Raw genomic sequence first — 13,802 nt, forward strand, 5'->3', positions numbered from 1 at the left:
AGCAAAGAGCAGGGCTCACTCCCAGCAGGCATGAGATTGCCCGATCATCCGGATACTGCCAATAGCAACAGGCACCGCCAGCCAGGGTGAGATTGCAGCACAGGGCCCTAGAGACGGGTGGAGAAGCGGTAGCCGGCCCCGCGCACCGTCTGGATCAATCTGTCGTGGCCCGACCCCTCAACCGCCTTGCGCAGTCGACGGATATGCACGTCCACCGTCCTGTCTTCCACATAGACGTTGGTGCCCCAGACGTTGTTGAGCAGCTGCTCGCGGCTGTAGACCCGCTCCGGGTGCGTCATGAAGAAATGGAGCAGCTTGAACTCGGTCGGCCCCATGTCCAGCGCCTTGTCCTCGGCACTGACCCGGTGGGAGACGGGATCCAGCCTCAGCCCCTGCACCTCGATCACCTCGTCCACCGAGGTGGGGGAGACCCGGCGCATCACGGCATGGAGACGGGCGGTGAGCTCCTTGGGGGAGAAGGGTTTGGTGATGTAGTCGTCGGCGCCGGCTTCCAGGCCGCGTACCTTGTCCTCTTCCTCGCCCCGGGCGGTCAGCATGACCACGGGGATCTGGCGGGTCATCTCGTCTTGCTTGAGCTGCTTGAGGAACTGGATGCCGCTGCCCCCCGGCATCATCCAGTCCAGCAGGATCAGCTCGGGATAGGGTTCACACACCTTGGCCAGACCGTCGGCGAAGTCCGCCGCCTCTATCGCTTCATAACCTTTTTGCTCCAGCACAAAGCAGAGCATTTCGCGGATCGGCGCCTCATCCTCGACCACCAGTATTCGCTTTGCCATATCCCTTCTCTCTCCTCATGAAGATTGGTGCGCCAATTATTAGAAGTTTGTATGACATTTTTATGACTTTATGACAGAGAGGATAATAAACGTTTTCAATCGCGACTGTCAGCGCGGCGCGCCAGCAGATCCCAGCGGTTGCCGCTGATGTCCTCAAACACCACCACTGTGCCGTACTCCTCTTCTCGCGGCTGTTCACAAAAATGGACACCGGCGGCGCACATCCGCTCATAGTCACCCCAAAAATCCCGGGTCTCGAGGAAGAGAAACACCCGCCCGCCTCCCTGCTTGCCGATCTGGGCGCGCTGCTCGTCATTGGCGGCCCGGGCCAGCAGCAGGGCGCAACCCGGCTGGCCAGAGGGGGCCACCCTGACCCAGCGCTTGCCGGGTTTGCCAGGTTCATCGAGGGCGCTGTCTTCGAGCAGGGTGAAGCCGAGGGCCTGGGTAAAGAAGTGGATGGCGGCATCATAATCCGCCACCAGCAGGGTGAGGGCGCCGAGGTGGGAAGCCATGGGGAGTACCTTGTCTGACGATGGGAGCTGGGCAGAGTGTGCCCACTCCTCTGCCAGATGGCAAACAGGGCCGATTGGCCCTGTTTTTTTCCCTTCGGCCCGGGGCCGATGGCAGACCGTCAGCCGCCACACGTGCTCGGGCTGACGGGGGAGCCTTAGAAGTAGAGGCGGGTCACGGACTCGATGACACAGCCGGGGCGACGCACACCCTCGATCTCGACCTTGATCTCCTTGAGCAGCTCCAGTCCCCCCTTGACCGGCGTCACGCCAATCAGTCTGGTGCGGGCGCGCACCTGGCTGCCCACCTTGATGGGATAGGGGAAGCGCACCTGATCCAGGCCGAAGTTGACCACCATGCGGGCCGTGGGGAACTCGGGGTTCGCCTCATCCACGGAGCCGGTGAGCCTGGGCAGGAGCGCCAGGGTCAGGAAGCCGTGGGCGATGGTGCTCTTGAAAGGTGACTCGGCGGCGGCGCGCTCGGGATCTGTGTGTATCCACTGGTGATCGCCGGTCACGGTGGCAAACTGGTTGACCATCTGCTGGCTGATGTGGAGCCAGTCACCGACATGGGTCTCCTCGCCGAGCTGGGCCTGCAGGCGCTCGAACACCAGGGCCGCCTCCCCTTCGAGGACGATCGCCGGCGCCTGGGGGGCCATGGCCTGACCGTTCACGGCCTGACGCTGCTCACCCTGCTGCGCCACCTCGGCAACCGGTTGACCATGGGCGTCAAGCACCCGCCCCAGCAAGGGGTGAAGGTGTGCTTTTTGCTGAAACTCACGCCAATAGTCGCGGATAGCCGGTGAGAGCCAATCCTTGAGCTCGAAGGGGTGCTGCGCCAGGATTTCACGCTTGCGCTTCAGAAAATCGACCACTTTCATTAACCGATCCCTATCTCTAATTAACCAGTGAACAGGTCTAACCAGTGCTATTTTATGAAAGTTTCAACTGCAAGTGCAAAAAAATCTCAGCGTACAACTGTACCAGGCGTGAGAGTGACCACTCACAGGGACTCATGGGATCGAGCCGCCACGGGCAGGCAAACGCTTGCCTTCGGGGATAAATGAAGGGAAAAGGAGCGGGTTATGCTTGGGGCGAGCCACCCTGGCCAGGCAAGCGCTTGCCTCTGGGGATAAATGAAAGACAAGGGAGCCGCTGGCGCCATCAGCAGGCCATGGGATGGCGGTTCACTCCCACCATCACAAAGCCGGCACTAAAGGGGCCAGCCCTCATGGACAACCGCCAGGCGACAGATTGGGCAAAGGGTGAGGAGGCGATAGGCCGCGGCACGGCGTCAAGGCCGCTCCCTCAGGGGACTGACGCCGGGGAGTTGAAGCCGGCCCCCGCAGGGCGCAGGGGCCGCTGGCGAGCTGGCTCAGTCGGCCCAGCGGTTGTCTTCCTGAAAGCTCCAGGCCAGGATCCGGCTCTGCTTGTTGCCCAGGTTCATCTCTATCACCCGCACCCGTTTGGCCTCCACCAGCTTGAGTCCCTGCCTGGCCGCCGCCAGATTCTCCTTCTTCGACACCAGGGAAGTGAACCAGAGGCACTGGCCGGCAAACTCTCGGCTCTCGCGGATCAGGGAGGCGAGGAAGGCGGCCTCGCCGCCATCGCACCACAGCTCCGCCTTCTGGCCACCAAAGTTGAGCACGGGTGCCTCGCTCCTTTCCTCTCCTCCCTTGCCCAGATTGCGCAGCTTGCGCCGGGTGCCGGCGCTGGCCTCGGCCAGGGAGGCATGAAACGGCGGATTGCACAGGGTCAGGGTAAAGCGCTCCTTGGGCCCTATGATGCCGTGAAACACCCGGCGGGGATCGGCCTGCAGGCGACACTCGATCTGCTTGCCCAGACCATTGCTGGCGGCCAGCAGGCTGGCCGCCTTGACCGAGACGGGATCGATGTCGGCCCCGACGAAACGCCAGCCATATTCTCGACTGCCGAGCAAGGGGTAGATGCAGTTGGCCCCCACTCCGATATCCAGCACCCTCACCCCCTTGCCGGTGCGCGGCGCCCCCAGCCCCTCGCTGACAAGATCGGCCACGTGATGCAGGTAGTCGACCCGGCCCGGGATGGGCGGACAGAGATAGCCCGCGGGCAAGTCCCAGTGGCGGATGCCATAGTGCAGCGCCAGCAATGCCTGGTTGAGCGCCTTGACCGCCGCCGGATCGGCGAAATCCAGGGTGCGAGAGCCATGCGCGTTGGTGAACACGAAGGGCGCCAGCTCGGGGGTTCGCTGGCTGAGCGCCGCCAGATCATAGGGGGCCTGATGGCGATTGCGGGGGTGCAAACCGGTCTTGAGGGGAGTCTCTTTGGTCATCTGAGGCCTGATCTGTCTGACAAAAAACGGGCCCACACTATAGAGAGTCGAGCGGCAAAAGTCTAAACGGGGGTCATGAAAAACCGGGCCACCAGGGCCCGGTTTGAGTGAGGTTGGAAAAACGGTCCGTACTGCGGGCGGTTTGTCCAGCCTGGCTCTTAGATCTCGATGCGGCGCGCCTGCCAGAACTTGTTGCGCCAGTACTGATTGTCCAGCCGGGAACGTGTGACGCCGGCCCGGGTCGAGGCGTGAATGAACTCGCCGTTGCCCACATAGATGCCAACATGGTTCAGTCGACGATTGATCTTGAAGAACACCAGGTCCCCCTCGACCAACTCCTGCCTGGACACCCGGGTTCCCTCGTGTACCTGGGAGCGGGTATCGCGGGGCAACTCTATCCCCACGGCATTGCGATACACTTCACGGGCGAAGGCGGAGCAATCGATGCCGCGCTCACTGGTCCCACCGAAACGGTAAGGGGTACCACGCCACTCTTTGAATACGGTCAGAATTTCATTTACATCGGGTGTTGGGTTAACTTCCGGTTCAACCACGGGCTCCACCATGGAGACTTCGATCTTGCTTGCGACATCCGGTTGAGGTGCCGAGGCACAACCCACCATGCCGAGCGAGACCAGCAGCAGCATCAGGTAACGCAATCCTTTATCCCCGCAAATGTTAAAACTTGTTAAAATACAGCCTTTGGCAGGCTATTGATGAAATGCAACAGTTCTCGACTATATCCAAGTATTCTATCGAGGCAAGTGAAAATCCCTATCAAGCTCACATTCTTGCAATAAAATGCGTTATTTTTCAGCATTGATGTGACGACAACCAGACAAGATGCCATGCCAGCATGCCGCACCACCTCTCTTGTTGAGTGATATTTATCCCTGTTTTATCGACTTTCTTAAGTGAATAATGATGACGATAACGGATCTGTTTTTGTTAAATAGTGCCACCCTGGCCCCTGCTCTGGTGCAGGCACTGGAGTCCGAACTCAATCCGACTCAGCACCTGCAGTGGCAGGGCGTGGTGCAGCCCCGTCGACGCCGGGAATTTCTGATAAGCCGGGTGGTGCTTAACCGGCTGTTGGCCCAGCGTCTGGGTCAGGATCCGCAAAAACTGCAGTTTTGCAGTGGCCCCCACGGCAAGCCCATGCTCGCCAGCCAGGGGGCACCGCGCTGCCACTTCAACCTGAGTCACAGCGGCGACTGGCTGGCCATCGCCATCGGCGAGCAGGGCCCCATGGGCGTCGACCTCGAGCTCGGCCGCCGGGCACGCTCCCCGCTCCCCCTCGCCCAGCGCTTCTTCGCCCCCGCCGAATATCAATACCTGGCCGCACTGCCCAAGGCGCAGCAGGCCAGCGGCTTCTATCGCTTCTGGTCACGCAAGGAGGCGGTGCTCAAGGCTCATGGTGGCGGCATCGCCGCCGGACTGGAGAAGGTGGAGTTCCTGCCGCAGCAAGGGTGGCGCCTGATCAATCGGCTCGACGGGATCGACTATCGGGTGCAGGACTGGCCCTGGCAGGGGGGCTGGCTCAGCCTCGCCGGCAGCCAGGATGACGTGCGTCTGCATCGCCTCGACGAACAGCTTGAAATCGTGGCGCTGCAACCCCATCTTGATGAAAACCCTTAGCAAAGAGCCAGCCTCATGATCGTTGACATCCATCCCCAGAATTTCCAGCATGAACTGCTCGATGCGTCCATGCACAAACCGGTCGTCATCTACTTCCATGCTCCCCAGATGCCGGAGTGTCAGGGCATGACGCCGCTCATCGAACAGCTGGTGGGCGAGAACAATCCCCAGGTGACCCTGGCCAAGGTGGACATGAACGACCCCCAGCTGCAGCCGCTGGCCGGACAGCTCGGTCTGCGTGCCCTGCCTGCTCTGGTGCTGTTCCATCAAGGGCGCCCGGATGAGCAGGCCTTCCTGGAGGGCCCCCAGGATGAGGCGACCCTGCGCGGCTACTTTGCCGCCTTCTCCCCCAAGGAAGAGGAGCTGCTGCTCAAGCAGGCGCAGCAGGATCTGGCCGAAGGGCGAGTCGAGGAGGCCTACGATCAGCTCGTCAAGGCCCATCAGCTCGCCGCGGATCGCCACGATATCCACCTCTGGCTGATCCAGGCCGCCCTCGAACTCAATCGCCTCGACGAGGCGGCGCAGCGGATAGCCCAGATCCCCATGGCCGCCCAGGATGAGCACTACCAGACCCTCAATGCCCGGCTGGCCCTCGCGCAGCAAGCGGCGGAGAGCCCGGAGCTGAGAGCCCTGGAAGAACGTTATCAGCAGACGCCGACCGATTTTGCCCTCGCCCAGGAGCTGGCGGTGCTCTATAACCAAGCTGGACGTCAGGAAGAGGCATTGACCCTGCTGCTGACCATATTGCAGCGTGATCTCGCCTTCGGGGAAGCCAAGAAGACCTACCTCGACATACTGGCCACCATGGGGGCCCATCCGGCCGCATCGGGATTCAGAAGAAAACTATACAGCCTGCTCTACTGATAGCCGACCAACATGAAGTGCAACCGGGCTATGTCAGGCACCCTAGGTGAAGGACATGGCTCTTGTTGTCGAAAGCTTGGTGCCCGCAAGAGGATGGGCAGAGGGAGTGCAAAGCAGGGGGGAGAGGCAAATTTTAGGCATAAAAAAATGGCGCAGTGACTGCGCCATTTTTTCGCATGAATTACTTCTTGTAGGAAGTAGCCATGTTGTCCAGACGCTGGTTAGCGCGCATGGCTTCTTGGTTGGCTTGAGCAACATCAGCGGCCATTTTGGATTGATCAGCACGAACAGCGCTAACATCTTGAGCCAGTTGGTCAACTTTGTTAGACAGATTCTGTACGGAAGTTTCCAGTTCGCTGGTGTTTGCACAACCGCCCAGCAGGGCAGACAGACCAACAACACCTACCAACAACATTTTTTTCATTTTTAAAGCTCCCTTGAACTCGCCAGACGTTTAGCAAGCGGCGTGATTATGGCACAAATAAATATGACTTTGGATAGGCCCCATCACAGATAAATGCATTAAAACCCTCATTTTTTTTTCCATCTGCACGACTTGAGCAAATTTCAGTCAAAACGGGGCCCCAGTGATGGAGTTCGCACAAAGCGTAACCAAAAAAAGCCCTTATTACAATTTCGTATGGAACTTAAGCCGAACGCTCAGTCAACATCTGACGATACTGCACCAGGTCTTCGATGGTCAGCACGGGCAACCCATGCTGACGGCCAAAGGCCACCAGATCCGGCAGACGAGCCATGGAGCCATCTTCCTTGGTCAATTCGCACAGGACGCCGAAGGGGTTGAGGCCCGCCAGCTGCATCAGATCCACGGTCGCCTCGGTATGACCACGGCGGGTCATGACGCCCCCGTTGCGAGCCCGCAGCGGAAACACATGGCCAGGGCGGTTGAGGTCGGACGGCTTGGCGTCATCGGCGATGGCGGCGCGGATGGTGGTGATGCGATCCGCGGCGGAGACCCCGGTCGTCACCCCTTGGGCGGCCTCTATGGTGACGGTGAAGGCGGTCTGATATTGGCTGGAATTGGCCTCGACCATCATGGGCAGTTCGAGCTGGCGTACCCGCGCCTCCGGCAGGCAGAGGCAGACGATGCCGGAACACTCGCGGATCATCATGGCCATCTGTTCCTGGGTCATGGACTGAGCGGCGAAGATGAGATCTCCTTCATTCTCGCGATCTTCATCGTCGGCGACCAGTACGCCTCGACCGGCGCGCAGGGCAGCCAGGGCCGCTTCGACTCGCGCGATGGGATGACCAAATTCACTGAGTAAAGACTGATTCATGGTAAGACTCCGTTGACTTCACAAGTACCAGAATCAGGGCATGGAGCAGACAGAGAGAGGCATGCGGCGGCCACCCGAAAGGGCCACGCGTGGAACAGTCTGTCTTATCCTCTTTCATCCGGACTGTGACCGTCGGCTCCGGCATCTCACCGGATCTGCTGACCCCGGCCTGTGGCCGGGCGCTCGCGGGCTCCCCGAATCGGATCGGGATACCGCCGGTGGGGAATTTCGCCCCGCCCTGAGAATAAGCCCGGACAGACTAAAGGCATTGTGCCTCGGATGCCAGCCCGATATGGCAAAAAACGGGGTCATGGAGATTTCGCCGCCGGGCTGTCCTTTGGCTTTTCGTTTATGGCATAGTGCCTTAAAAAAGCGCGGCCAGTGGGCATCAGCCCGCCCCGGCGGCCATCACACAACGGAAACGATGACAGACATGGAAAAGAAAATACTGCTGACGGATTGCCCCGATGCCAAGGGCCTCATCGCCAAGATCACCAACATCTGCTACAAGCACCAGCTCAACATCATCAAGAACGACGAGTTCGTGGATCACGAGAACGGCCGCTTCTTCATGCGCACCGAGCTGGAGGGGCGTTTCAATGACGAGACCCTGCTGGCGGACCTCGACGATGCCCTGCCCGCCGGTGCCCAGCGTCGCCTGGTCAAGGCCGGCAAGAAGCGGATCGTCATCCTGGTGACCAAGGAGACCCACTGCCTCGGCGACATCCTGATGAAGAACTACGCCGGCGCTCTGGACATGGACATAGTGGCGGTGATAGGCAACTACGACACCCTGGCGGAGCTGACGGGCAAGTTCGACATTCCGTTCCACACCGTCAGCCATGACAACCTGAGCCGCACCGAGCACGAGGAGCAGGTACGGGCCATCATAGATGGCTACCAGCCCGACTATGTGATCCTGGCGAAATACATGCGGGTGCTGACCCCGAGCTTCGTCGAGGCCTATCCGCGCAAGATCCTCAACATCCACCACTCCTTCCTGCCCGCCTTCATCGGGGCGCGCCCCTATCGCCAGGCGTTCGATCGCGGCGTCAAGCTCATCGGCGCCACCGCCCACTTCGTCACCGACGATCTGGACGAGGGCCCCATCGTCGAGCAGGACGTGATCCACGTCGGTCACACCTTCAGCGCCGACGACATGGCCAAGGCGGGCCGCGATGTGGAGAAATCCGTGCTGAGCCGCGCCCTGGCGCTGGTCCTGAGCGAGCGGGTCTTCGTCTACGGCAACAAGACGGTGGTGTTCAAGTAAGTCAGCAGCAAGCGATCATGAAAAAAGGCCCATACGGGCCTTTTTTTTGTTGAGCATCATCATCCGGATGGGCTATCGGGGGTTGCCGGCATGGGATCTATGTCCCCTTATCGGCGCGCCCTCAGAGCGGCAGCTCGTTGACCGTGAGCCTGCCTTGCTGCAGCTTGAGCTCGGCCTTGAGATCGCTCTGCTGCGCCTTGAGGTAGCCCAGCTGCTGGAGCTGCTGCAGCATGGGGGCCAGCTGGGGTACCGCCTCCCCCATCCCCTCGCTCAGGCTGAGGTGAAGCAGACCCGAGAGCGCCTTCATGCCCTCCTGCTCCCCCGCCAGGGTGGCCAGATCGGTCGGCGCCAGGGTTAGCTCTCCCGACAGGGAGGCGGGCTCGCCATTGAGCCTTGAGCTCAATTCGGTCAGGGTCAGGGTCAGACCGCGGCCCAGCACCTGATCCAGCGCCCCCGTCAGAGCCTGCTGATCCAGACTGCTCTGGGCACTCAGCTCCTGCAACACCTGATAGCCCGCCAGATCCAGCCCCCTCACCTCGAGGTCGAGGCGGGCATCGGTCAGGGCGAGCCTGTCGCTGTCATTGGCCATGTCCATGGCCGCCAGCCGGATCTGATAATGGTTCGACAGGGTTTCAGCCGCCTCCCCTTCCAACTGGCTCTGGCTGGTCAGGCGTTGCAGGGAGAAGTTGACCCCCTCCTGGGGCTGGGTCAGGGAGAAGGCCTCCAGCGCCATCTCGCTCTGGGGCGAAAGCCAGTTGCCGTTGACCTCCCTCAGCTCGGCGCTGCCCCTCAGCTGGCTCAACACCATATCCGCCTGGCTCTGGTTTTCATGCAGCGTCATGCCGGCCCAGTCGAGGGCCATGTAGCCATTGCCCGCGAGATCGCCGCTGTAATCGGCCTGCAACGGCTGGAATGTCATCTGGCCCTGCTCGTGCTTGAGACTAAAGGCCCCTATGTCCAGCTTGCTCTGATTATCCCGGGTCCAGAGGTTGGTGAGACTGGTCAGGGTCAGGCGCCACTCCTTGAGCCCCTGGGCCGCCAGCAGGGGGGCCAGCGAGCCCTGTTCGGTATCGAGCAGGATCTCGTTTCTGACATAGAGGGGCAATATCAAGCCCTTCACCTTGAACGCCAGCACGATGGGCTCGGCCTGGCTCAGCTCGTCATCGAGCCGGGCCAGGGCCGCCGGGCCTATCACCAGCTGCAGCTCCCCATCGCGTCGCCACAGGTTGCTGCGCCCGGCTTGCCACTGCAACGCGATCCCGCTCTGCTCGCGCAGGGTGACGGTCTGCTCGGCCAGCTGGCGATCGAACTCCTTGCCGGTCACCCAGCAAGCCCCCAACCCTACCCCTACCAGCGCCGCACCGGCGACGCCCCATACCCACTTTTTCATCCCATTGTCCGTTTTCATCACGTCTTGTCAGGCACTTTACGGGGCTAACCTCGCGCCAGCAAGACCGACGCATCCTCACAATAGCGGGCTGAACAGGTAAAAGATGTTCTCCATGACCCGTTTGTACCAGGGGCGGGCGCGCCACTGGGCGAGGGCCATGGGGGTCGCCTCGCTCATATAGCCTTCCACCAGCTTGCTCAGCTCGCCGACGAACTCGGGATTGTCCACCAGCAGGGTCACCTCGAAGTTGAGCCAGAGGCTGCGCCTGTCCAGGTTGACCGTGCCCACCAGGGCAAAGTCGTCGTCCACCAGCACGCTCTTGGTATGCAGCAGGCCGGCATCGTAGCGATATACCTCCACCCCGGCCTCCAGCAGCTCCTCCATGAAGGCGTTGCAGGCATGATTCGCCATCAGGGAGTCATTGCGGGCCGGCAGGATCAGCTGCACCTGCACCCCTCGCGCCGCCGCCGAGGAGAGGGCCGCCGCCAGGGGATCATCGGGCACGAAGTAGGGGGTGGTCAGCACCAGGTGGTGGCGGGCCTGATAGATGGCGAGCAGCAGGCTCTGCTGGATGCAGTCGCCGCCGACGAAGGGGCCGGATGGGATCAACTGGGCACGATAATTGTTCTGGGGCCAGGACTCGGGCTCGTGCTGCAGGCTGTCGAGCAGGCGCTCGCCGGTCTCCATCTCCCAGTCCCACACGAAGATGGACCACATCAGCGGCACTATGGGCCCCTGCACCCGGATCATGATGTCGACCCACTGGCCGACCCCGGCGTTCTGCTTGAAGAAGCGGGGATCCACCATGTTCATGGAGCCGGTGTAGCCCACCCTATCGTCTATCACCACCAGCTTGCGGTGCATGCGCAGATCCTGACGCTGGAAGGGGATGCGCCAGGCGCCGACCGGCAGCACCTCCACCAGCTTGACCCCGGCCTTGCGCAGCGCCTTGGGCCAGGCGGAGCGAAAGAAGCCCTTGCAGCCCACCGAATCGAGCAACAGGCGACAATCCACGCCGCGCTGCGCCACCTCGCACAGGGCCTCGCACACCTCGTCCGCCCAGCCCCCCGGGTGCCAGATGTAGAACTCCAGGTAGCAGGATTGGGTGGAATGGCGGATGTCCTGGGCTATCTCCCGCAGGATGGATTCGGGCTGACTCAGCAAGGTCATGCGGTTGCCCGAGAGCATGGGCATGGCGAGCCGCCCCTGGATCAGATCGTGCAGCGGCTGCGCCTTCTCGCCTACCTCGCAGGCGTGTTCGGGAAAGAGCCGGGCCAGCTGGCGGATCCACTTGGCATAAGGACGATACATGGCCTGGGCCCGCTCGGCGCGGCGCTTGCCCAGACGCACCTCGCCAAACAGCACGTAGAATCCCACCCCGGCAAACGGGATGGCATAGATGAGCGCGAGCCAGGCGAGGGAGACGCCGATGGGGCGCCGCTTCATCACCACCCGCAGGGAGACGCCGGCAACGATGACGGTGTGAAACAGCAGCAGCAACAGACCCAAGAAGCGGGAGAACAGCAGATGAAGGTCATATTCCAGGGTGTTGAACACGGAAGCTCCTTTGGACATGGGGTGGGGCGGCCAGGAGATCCCGCCGAGCTGGGATGATATGCTGTCGGGCCAATTCCATTCAATCAGGACACAAGCATGATCCTGCACACTATGCTGCTCAGCCTGGCCATGTTAGGGCAAGGCTCATATGACATCAATGAACAGCAGATCAACCAGTACCTGCAATCCCAGGTCCAGGTGGACAAGCAGCTGGAGCTGCCCGGCATCATCAAGGCCCACGTCCAGCTCGAGCAGAGCGACGTCCAGATAGGGCGCCAGAGCCCGGACACGGCCCGGGTCTTTGGCAAGGGCAAGCTCAACGTCAGCCTGCCGGACAACACCCAGTATGACGCCCACCTCACCATGACCTATGAGGCCAGGCCAAGGTATGACAAGGCCCAGGGCGCCCTGTTTCTGGACAACATGAAACTGATCGAATACAAGCTGGAACCCTTGGCGGCGGAGCAGAAGTTCGGCTTCATGCTCAACATGCTGCTCAAGAGCATGGAGAAGCGGCTGGAGACCCAGCCCGTCTATCGTCTGGACGACAAGGATCCCCGCCAGGCCTGGCTCAAGGAGAACCTCATCGGTCTGGAGCTGACCCCGGGCACCATACACCTGCTGACCAAGGGATCATGAGGGCAGGGCGCACGCTTCGGTTTCGGGATGGCGGATCAGCAGCTCTATCTGATATCCCTGCCGATGCTGCTTGATGAAATGGGCATGGAGGGGCCCCTTGAGCTCCTCCAGTGCCAGGTCGACGAAACCCACCTTGTGGTAGAAGGGCTGCTCGAACGGCAAGGCCTGGCAGACGATGGGTTTGCTGACGAGATCGCGGCACGCCAGCGCGAGCAGGCGCGAGCCCAGCCCCAAAGACTGGTAATGGGGTAGCAGACGAAACCCACACAGGTGGTAATACTCTTCCTCTTCCCGCAGCCGCACGGCCCCCACCAGCCAGTGCGCGTCGCGCACCACGAAGACCCGCTCGCTCAGATCGGGTACATAGTAGGAAAATGTGGTTTCGTAGTAGTCCCTGATCAGGGAAAGATCCGCATCACAATACTCTTCGAACGTGAGCTCCATGGCTCGGCCATCCATCACACCGCACTCCCCTGCCCGCTCTGCCGCTGTCGGCGATCCCAGGCTGGTCTGATCAGACCAGCCAGCGGGAGAAGATAACACGGGGCTGAGCGACAAAACAGCCGGCACTGCGTGGTTTGTGAATAAGCGCGGATCCCCCCGCGCGCGGCTGGCATCCATGGCGCTGCCGACGACGACCCGCGCCGCGGCGAGCCCCTTGTTCTTCCCGGGCCGGGCTGCTTTACTCAACGGGCATGGATGCAAGGAGAGACCCGTGAACACAAGGATGTCGCTCACCCTCATACTCGTCATCGGCCTGCCTGTCTGGGCCCAGTCCCCTCCCCCTGCCGAGGTGGTGATGATCGGGGCGCAGCCCCGGGATCCCGCCCCCGCCAAGCCGTTTCAGGTCTACAAGTCGCAACAGCGCAACGGGGTGACGCGCTACTCGGACATCAAGCCAGAAGAGGGGCACTACGAGGTGATGCAGTTCAACGACTGCTTCGCCTGCAACCCCAAATCCAGGGTCGACTGGAACACCACCGGCCTCTTCCTCCATGACTATGCCAGCACCATACAGGCCGCGGCGCACGCCTACGAGGTGGAGCCCGCCCTGATCCGTGCCCTGATCCACGCCGAGTCGGCCTTCAACCCCGTCGCCGTCTCTCGCAAGGGGGCCATGGGCCTCACCCAGCTGATGCCAGCCACCGCCCGCGAGCTGGGGGTGGGCAACCCGCTGCTGGCGGAGCAGAACATCTTCGGCGGGGTCAAATACCTCGCCGGTCTGCTCAAGCAATACAAGGGAGACGTGGCCCTGGCCAGCGCCGCCTACAATGCCGGCGCCGGCGCCGTGCAGAAATATGGCGGCATTCCGCCCTATGCCGAGACCCGGGCCTATGTGGATCGGGTGCAGCGGCTGCATCAACGCTACCTCAGCGTGATGAAGGCCAAGGGGCTCTGATCCCCCATCAAAACGAAAAAAACACGCCGGATGGCGTAATGCCAGTCAGTTAAGGCTGACTGGCATTGTTTTTATTGGCTTTTTTCACACTGTACTTCTGTGGCCTTGGCTTCACGCAGCGGGGGTA

General features: G+C 61.5%; 15 protein-coding genes and 1 riboswitch. Of the genes, 5 read left to right on the plus strand and 10 right to left on the minus strand.

Annotated elements, in window-relative coordinates; all coding sequences use genetic code 11:
• Window positions 1-107: 107 nt before the first annotated feature.
• From phoB to ACW5W4_RS16450, 5 genes are all read right to left on the minus strand, one after another.
• Window positions 108-797: a phosphate regulon transcriptional regulator PhoB gene (gene phoB / locus ACW5W4_RS16430; RefSeq protein WP_041993586.1), complete on the minus strand. Its 690-nt coding sequence runs from the start codon at window positions 795-797 to the stop codon at window positions 108-110.
• A gap of 95 nt (window positions 798-892) precedes the next feature.
• A complete protein-coding gene (locus ACW5W4_RS16435) occupies window positions 893-1,309 on the minus strand; it encodes a VOC family protein (RefSeq protein WP_427260757.1) in 417 nt (138 codons plus the stop codon).
• 155 nt (window positions 1,310-1,464) lie between these two features.
• Window positions 1,465-2,187 (minus strand): MaoC family dehydratase, encoded by a 723-nt coding sequence (locus tag ACW5W4_RS16440; protein WP_456690102.1) that lies wholly within the window; start codon window positions 2,185-2,187, stop codon window positions 1,465-1,467.
• A gap of 494 nt (window positions 2,188-2,681) precedes the next feature.
• The gene (rlmF, locus tag ACW5W4_RS16445) at window positions 2,682-3,617 is read right to left on the minus strand and encodes a 23S rRNA (adenine(1618)-N(6))-methyltransferase RlmF (RefSeq protein WP_456690103.1); all 936 of its coding nucleotides are present in this window, start codon (window positions 3,615-3,617) and stop codon (window positions 2,682-2,684) included.
• A 158-nt stretch (window positions 3,618-3,775) separates the two neighbouring features.
• Complete coding sequence (locus tag ACW5W4_RS16450; RefSeq protein ID WP_408792870.1) at window positions 3,776-4,264, minus strand: C40 family peptidase; 489 nt, start codon at window positions 4,262-4,264, stop codon at window positions 3,776-3,778.
• 298 nt (window positions 4,265-4,562) lie between these two features.
• Here ACW5W4_RS16450 and ACW5W4_RS16455 point away from each other — a divergent pair, with 298 nt between their 5' ends.
• A complete protein-coding gene (locus ACW5W4_RS16455; RefSeq protein WP_456690104.1) occupies window positions 4,563-5,255 on the plus strand; it encodes a 4'-phosphopantetheinyl transferase family protein in 693 nt (230 codons plus the stop codon).
• 15 nt (window positions 5,256-5,270) lie between these two features.
• Window positions 5,271-6,119 (plus strand): tetratricopeptide repeat protein, encoded by an 849-nt coding sequence (locus ACW5W4_RS16460; protein WP_456690105.1) that lies wholly within the window; start codon window positions 5,271-5,273, stop codon window positions 6,117-6,119.
• Between the two features lie 181 nt (window positions 6,120-6,300).
• Here ACW5W4_RS16460 and ACW5W4_RS16465 read toward each other — a convergent pair whose 3' ends face one another.
• Both ACW5W4_RS16465 and ribB read right to left on the minus strand, forming a co-directional pair.
• Complete coding sequence (locus ACW5W4_RS16465; RefSeq protein WP_041993569.1) at window positions 6,301-6,543, minus strand: Lpp/OprI family alanine-zipper lipoprotein; 243 nt, start codon at window positions 6,541-6,543, stop codon at window positions 6,301-6,303.
• A 223-nt stretch (window positions 6,544-6,766) separates the two neighbouring features.
• Window positions 6,767-7,420 carry a 3,4-dihydroxy-2-butanone-4-phosphate synthase gene (gene ribB, locus ACW5W4_RS16470; RefSeq protein ID WP_456690106.1) on the minus strand — a complete coding sequence of 218 codons (654 nt, stop codon included), beginning with the start codon at window positions 7,418-7,420 and terminating at the stop codon, window positions 6,767-6,769.
• A 102-nt stretch (window positions 7,421-7,522) separates the two neighbouring features.
• A riboswitch (FMN riboswitch) is annotated at window positions 7,523-7,670 on the minus strand.
• Window positions 7,671-7,853: 183 nt separating this feature from the next.
• Here ribB and purU point away from each other — a divergent pair.
• Window positions 7,854-8,690 (plus strand): formyltetrahydrofolate deformylase, encoded by an 837-nt coding sequence (gene purU, locus ACW5W4_RS16475; protein WP_408792421.1) that lies wholly within the window; start codon window positions 7,854-7,856, stop codon window positions 8,688-8,690.
• Window positions 8,691-8,811: 121 nt separating this feature from the next.
• On the opposite strand, the gene ACW5W4_RS16480 is transcribed toward purU, so the two are convergent.
• Together ACW5W4_RS16480 and cls are read right to left on the minus strand one after the other, a co-directional pair.
• A complete protein-coding gene (locus ACW5W4_RS16480; protein WP_456690107.1) occupies window positions 8,812-10,080 on the minus strand; it encodes a DUF945 family protein in 1,269 nt (422 codons plus the stop codon).
• A gap of 75 nt (window positions 10,081-10,155) precedes the next feature.
• Window positions 10,156-11,637: a cardiolipin synthase gene (gene cls / locus ACW5W4_RS16485; protein ID WP_427260750.1), complete on the minus strand. Its 1,482-nt coding sequence runs from the start codon at window positions 11,635-11,637 to the stop codon at window positions 10,156-10,158.
• Window positions 11,638-11,733: 96 nt separating this feature from the next.
• Here cls and ACW5W4_RS16490 point away from each other — a divergent pair, with 96 nt between their 5' ends.
• On the plus strand, window positions 11,734-12,276 hold the full coding sequence (locus ACW5W4_RS16490) for a DUF1439 domain-containing protein (RefSeq protein ID WP_408792425.1): 543 nt from the start codon (window positions 11,734-11,736) through the stop codon (window positions 12,274-12,276).
• Here ACW5W4_RS16490 and ACW5W4_RS16495 read toward each other — a convergent pair.
• Window positions 12,271-12,720 carry a GNAT family N-acetyltransferase gene (locus tag ACW5W4_RS16495; protein WP_456690108.1) on the minus strand — a complete coding sequence of 150 codons (450 nt, stop codon included), beginning with the start codon at window positions 12,718-12,720 and terminating at the stop codon, window positions 12,271-12,273. The genes ACW5W4_RS16490 and ACW5W4_RS16495 overlap by 6 nt on opposite strands.
• Window positions 12,721-13,003: 283 nt before the next feature.
• Here ACW5W4_RS16495 and ACW5W4_RS16500 point away from each other — a divergent pair, with 283 nt between their 5' ends.
• Window positions 13,004-13,675 carry a lytic transglycosylase domain-containing protein gene (locus ACW5W4_RS16500; RefSeq protein ID WP_456690110.1) on the plus strand — a complete coding sequence of 224 codons (672 nt, stop codon included), beginning with the start codon at window positions 13,004-13,006 and terminating at the stop codon, window positions 13,673-13,675.
• Window positions 13,676-13,802: the final 127 nt, after the last annotated feature.

The sequence above is a fragment of the Aeromonas crassostreae genome (genome assembly GCF_054052445.1).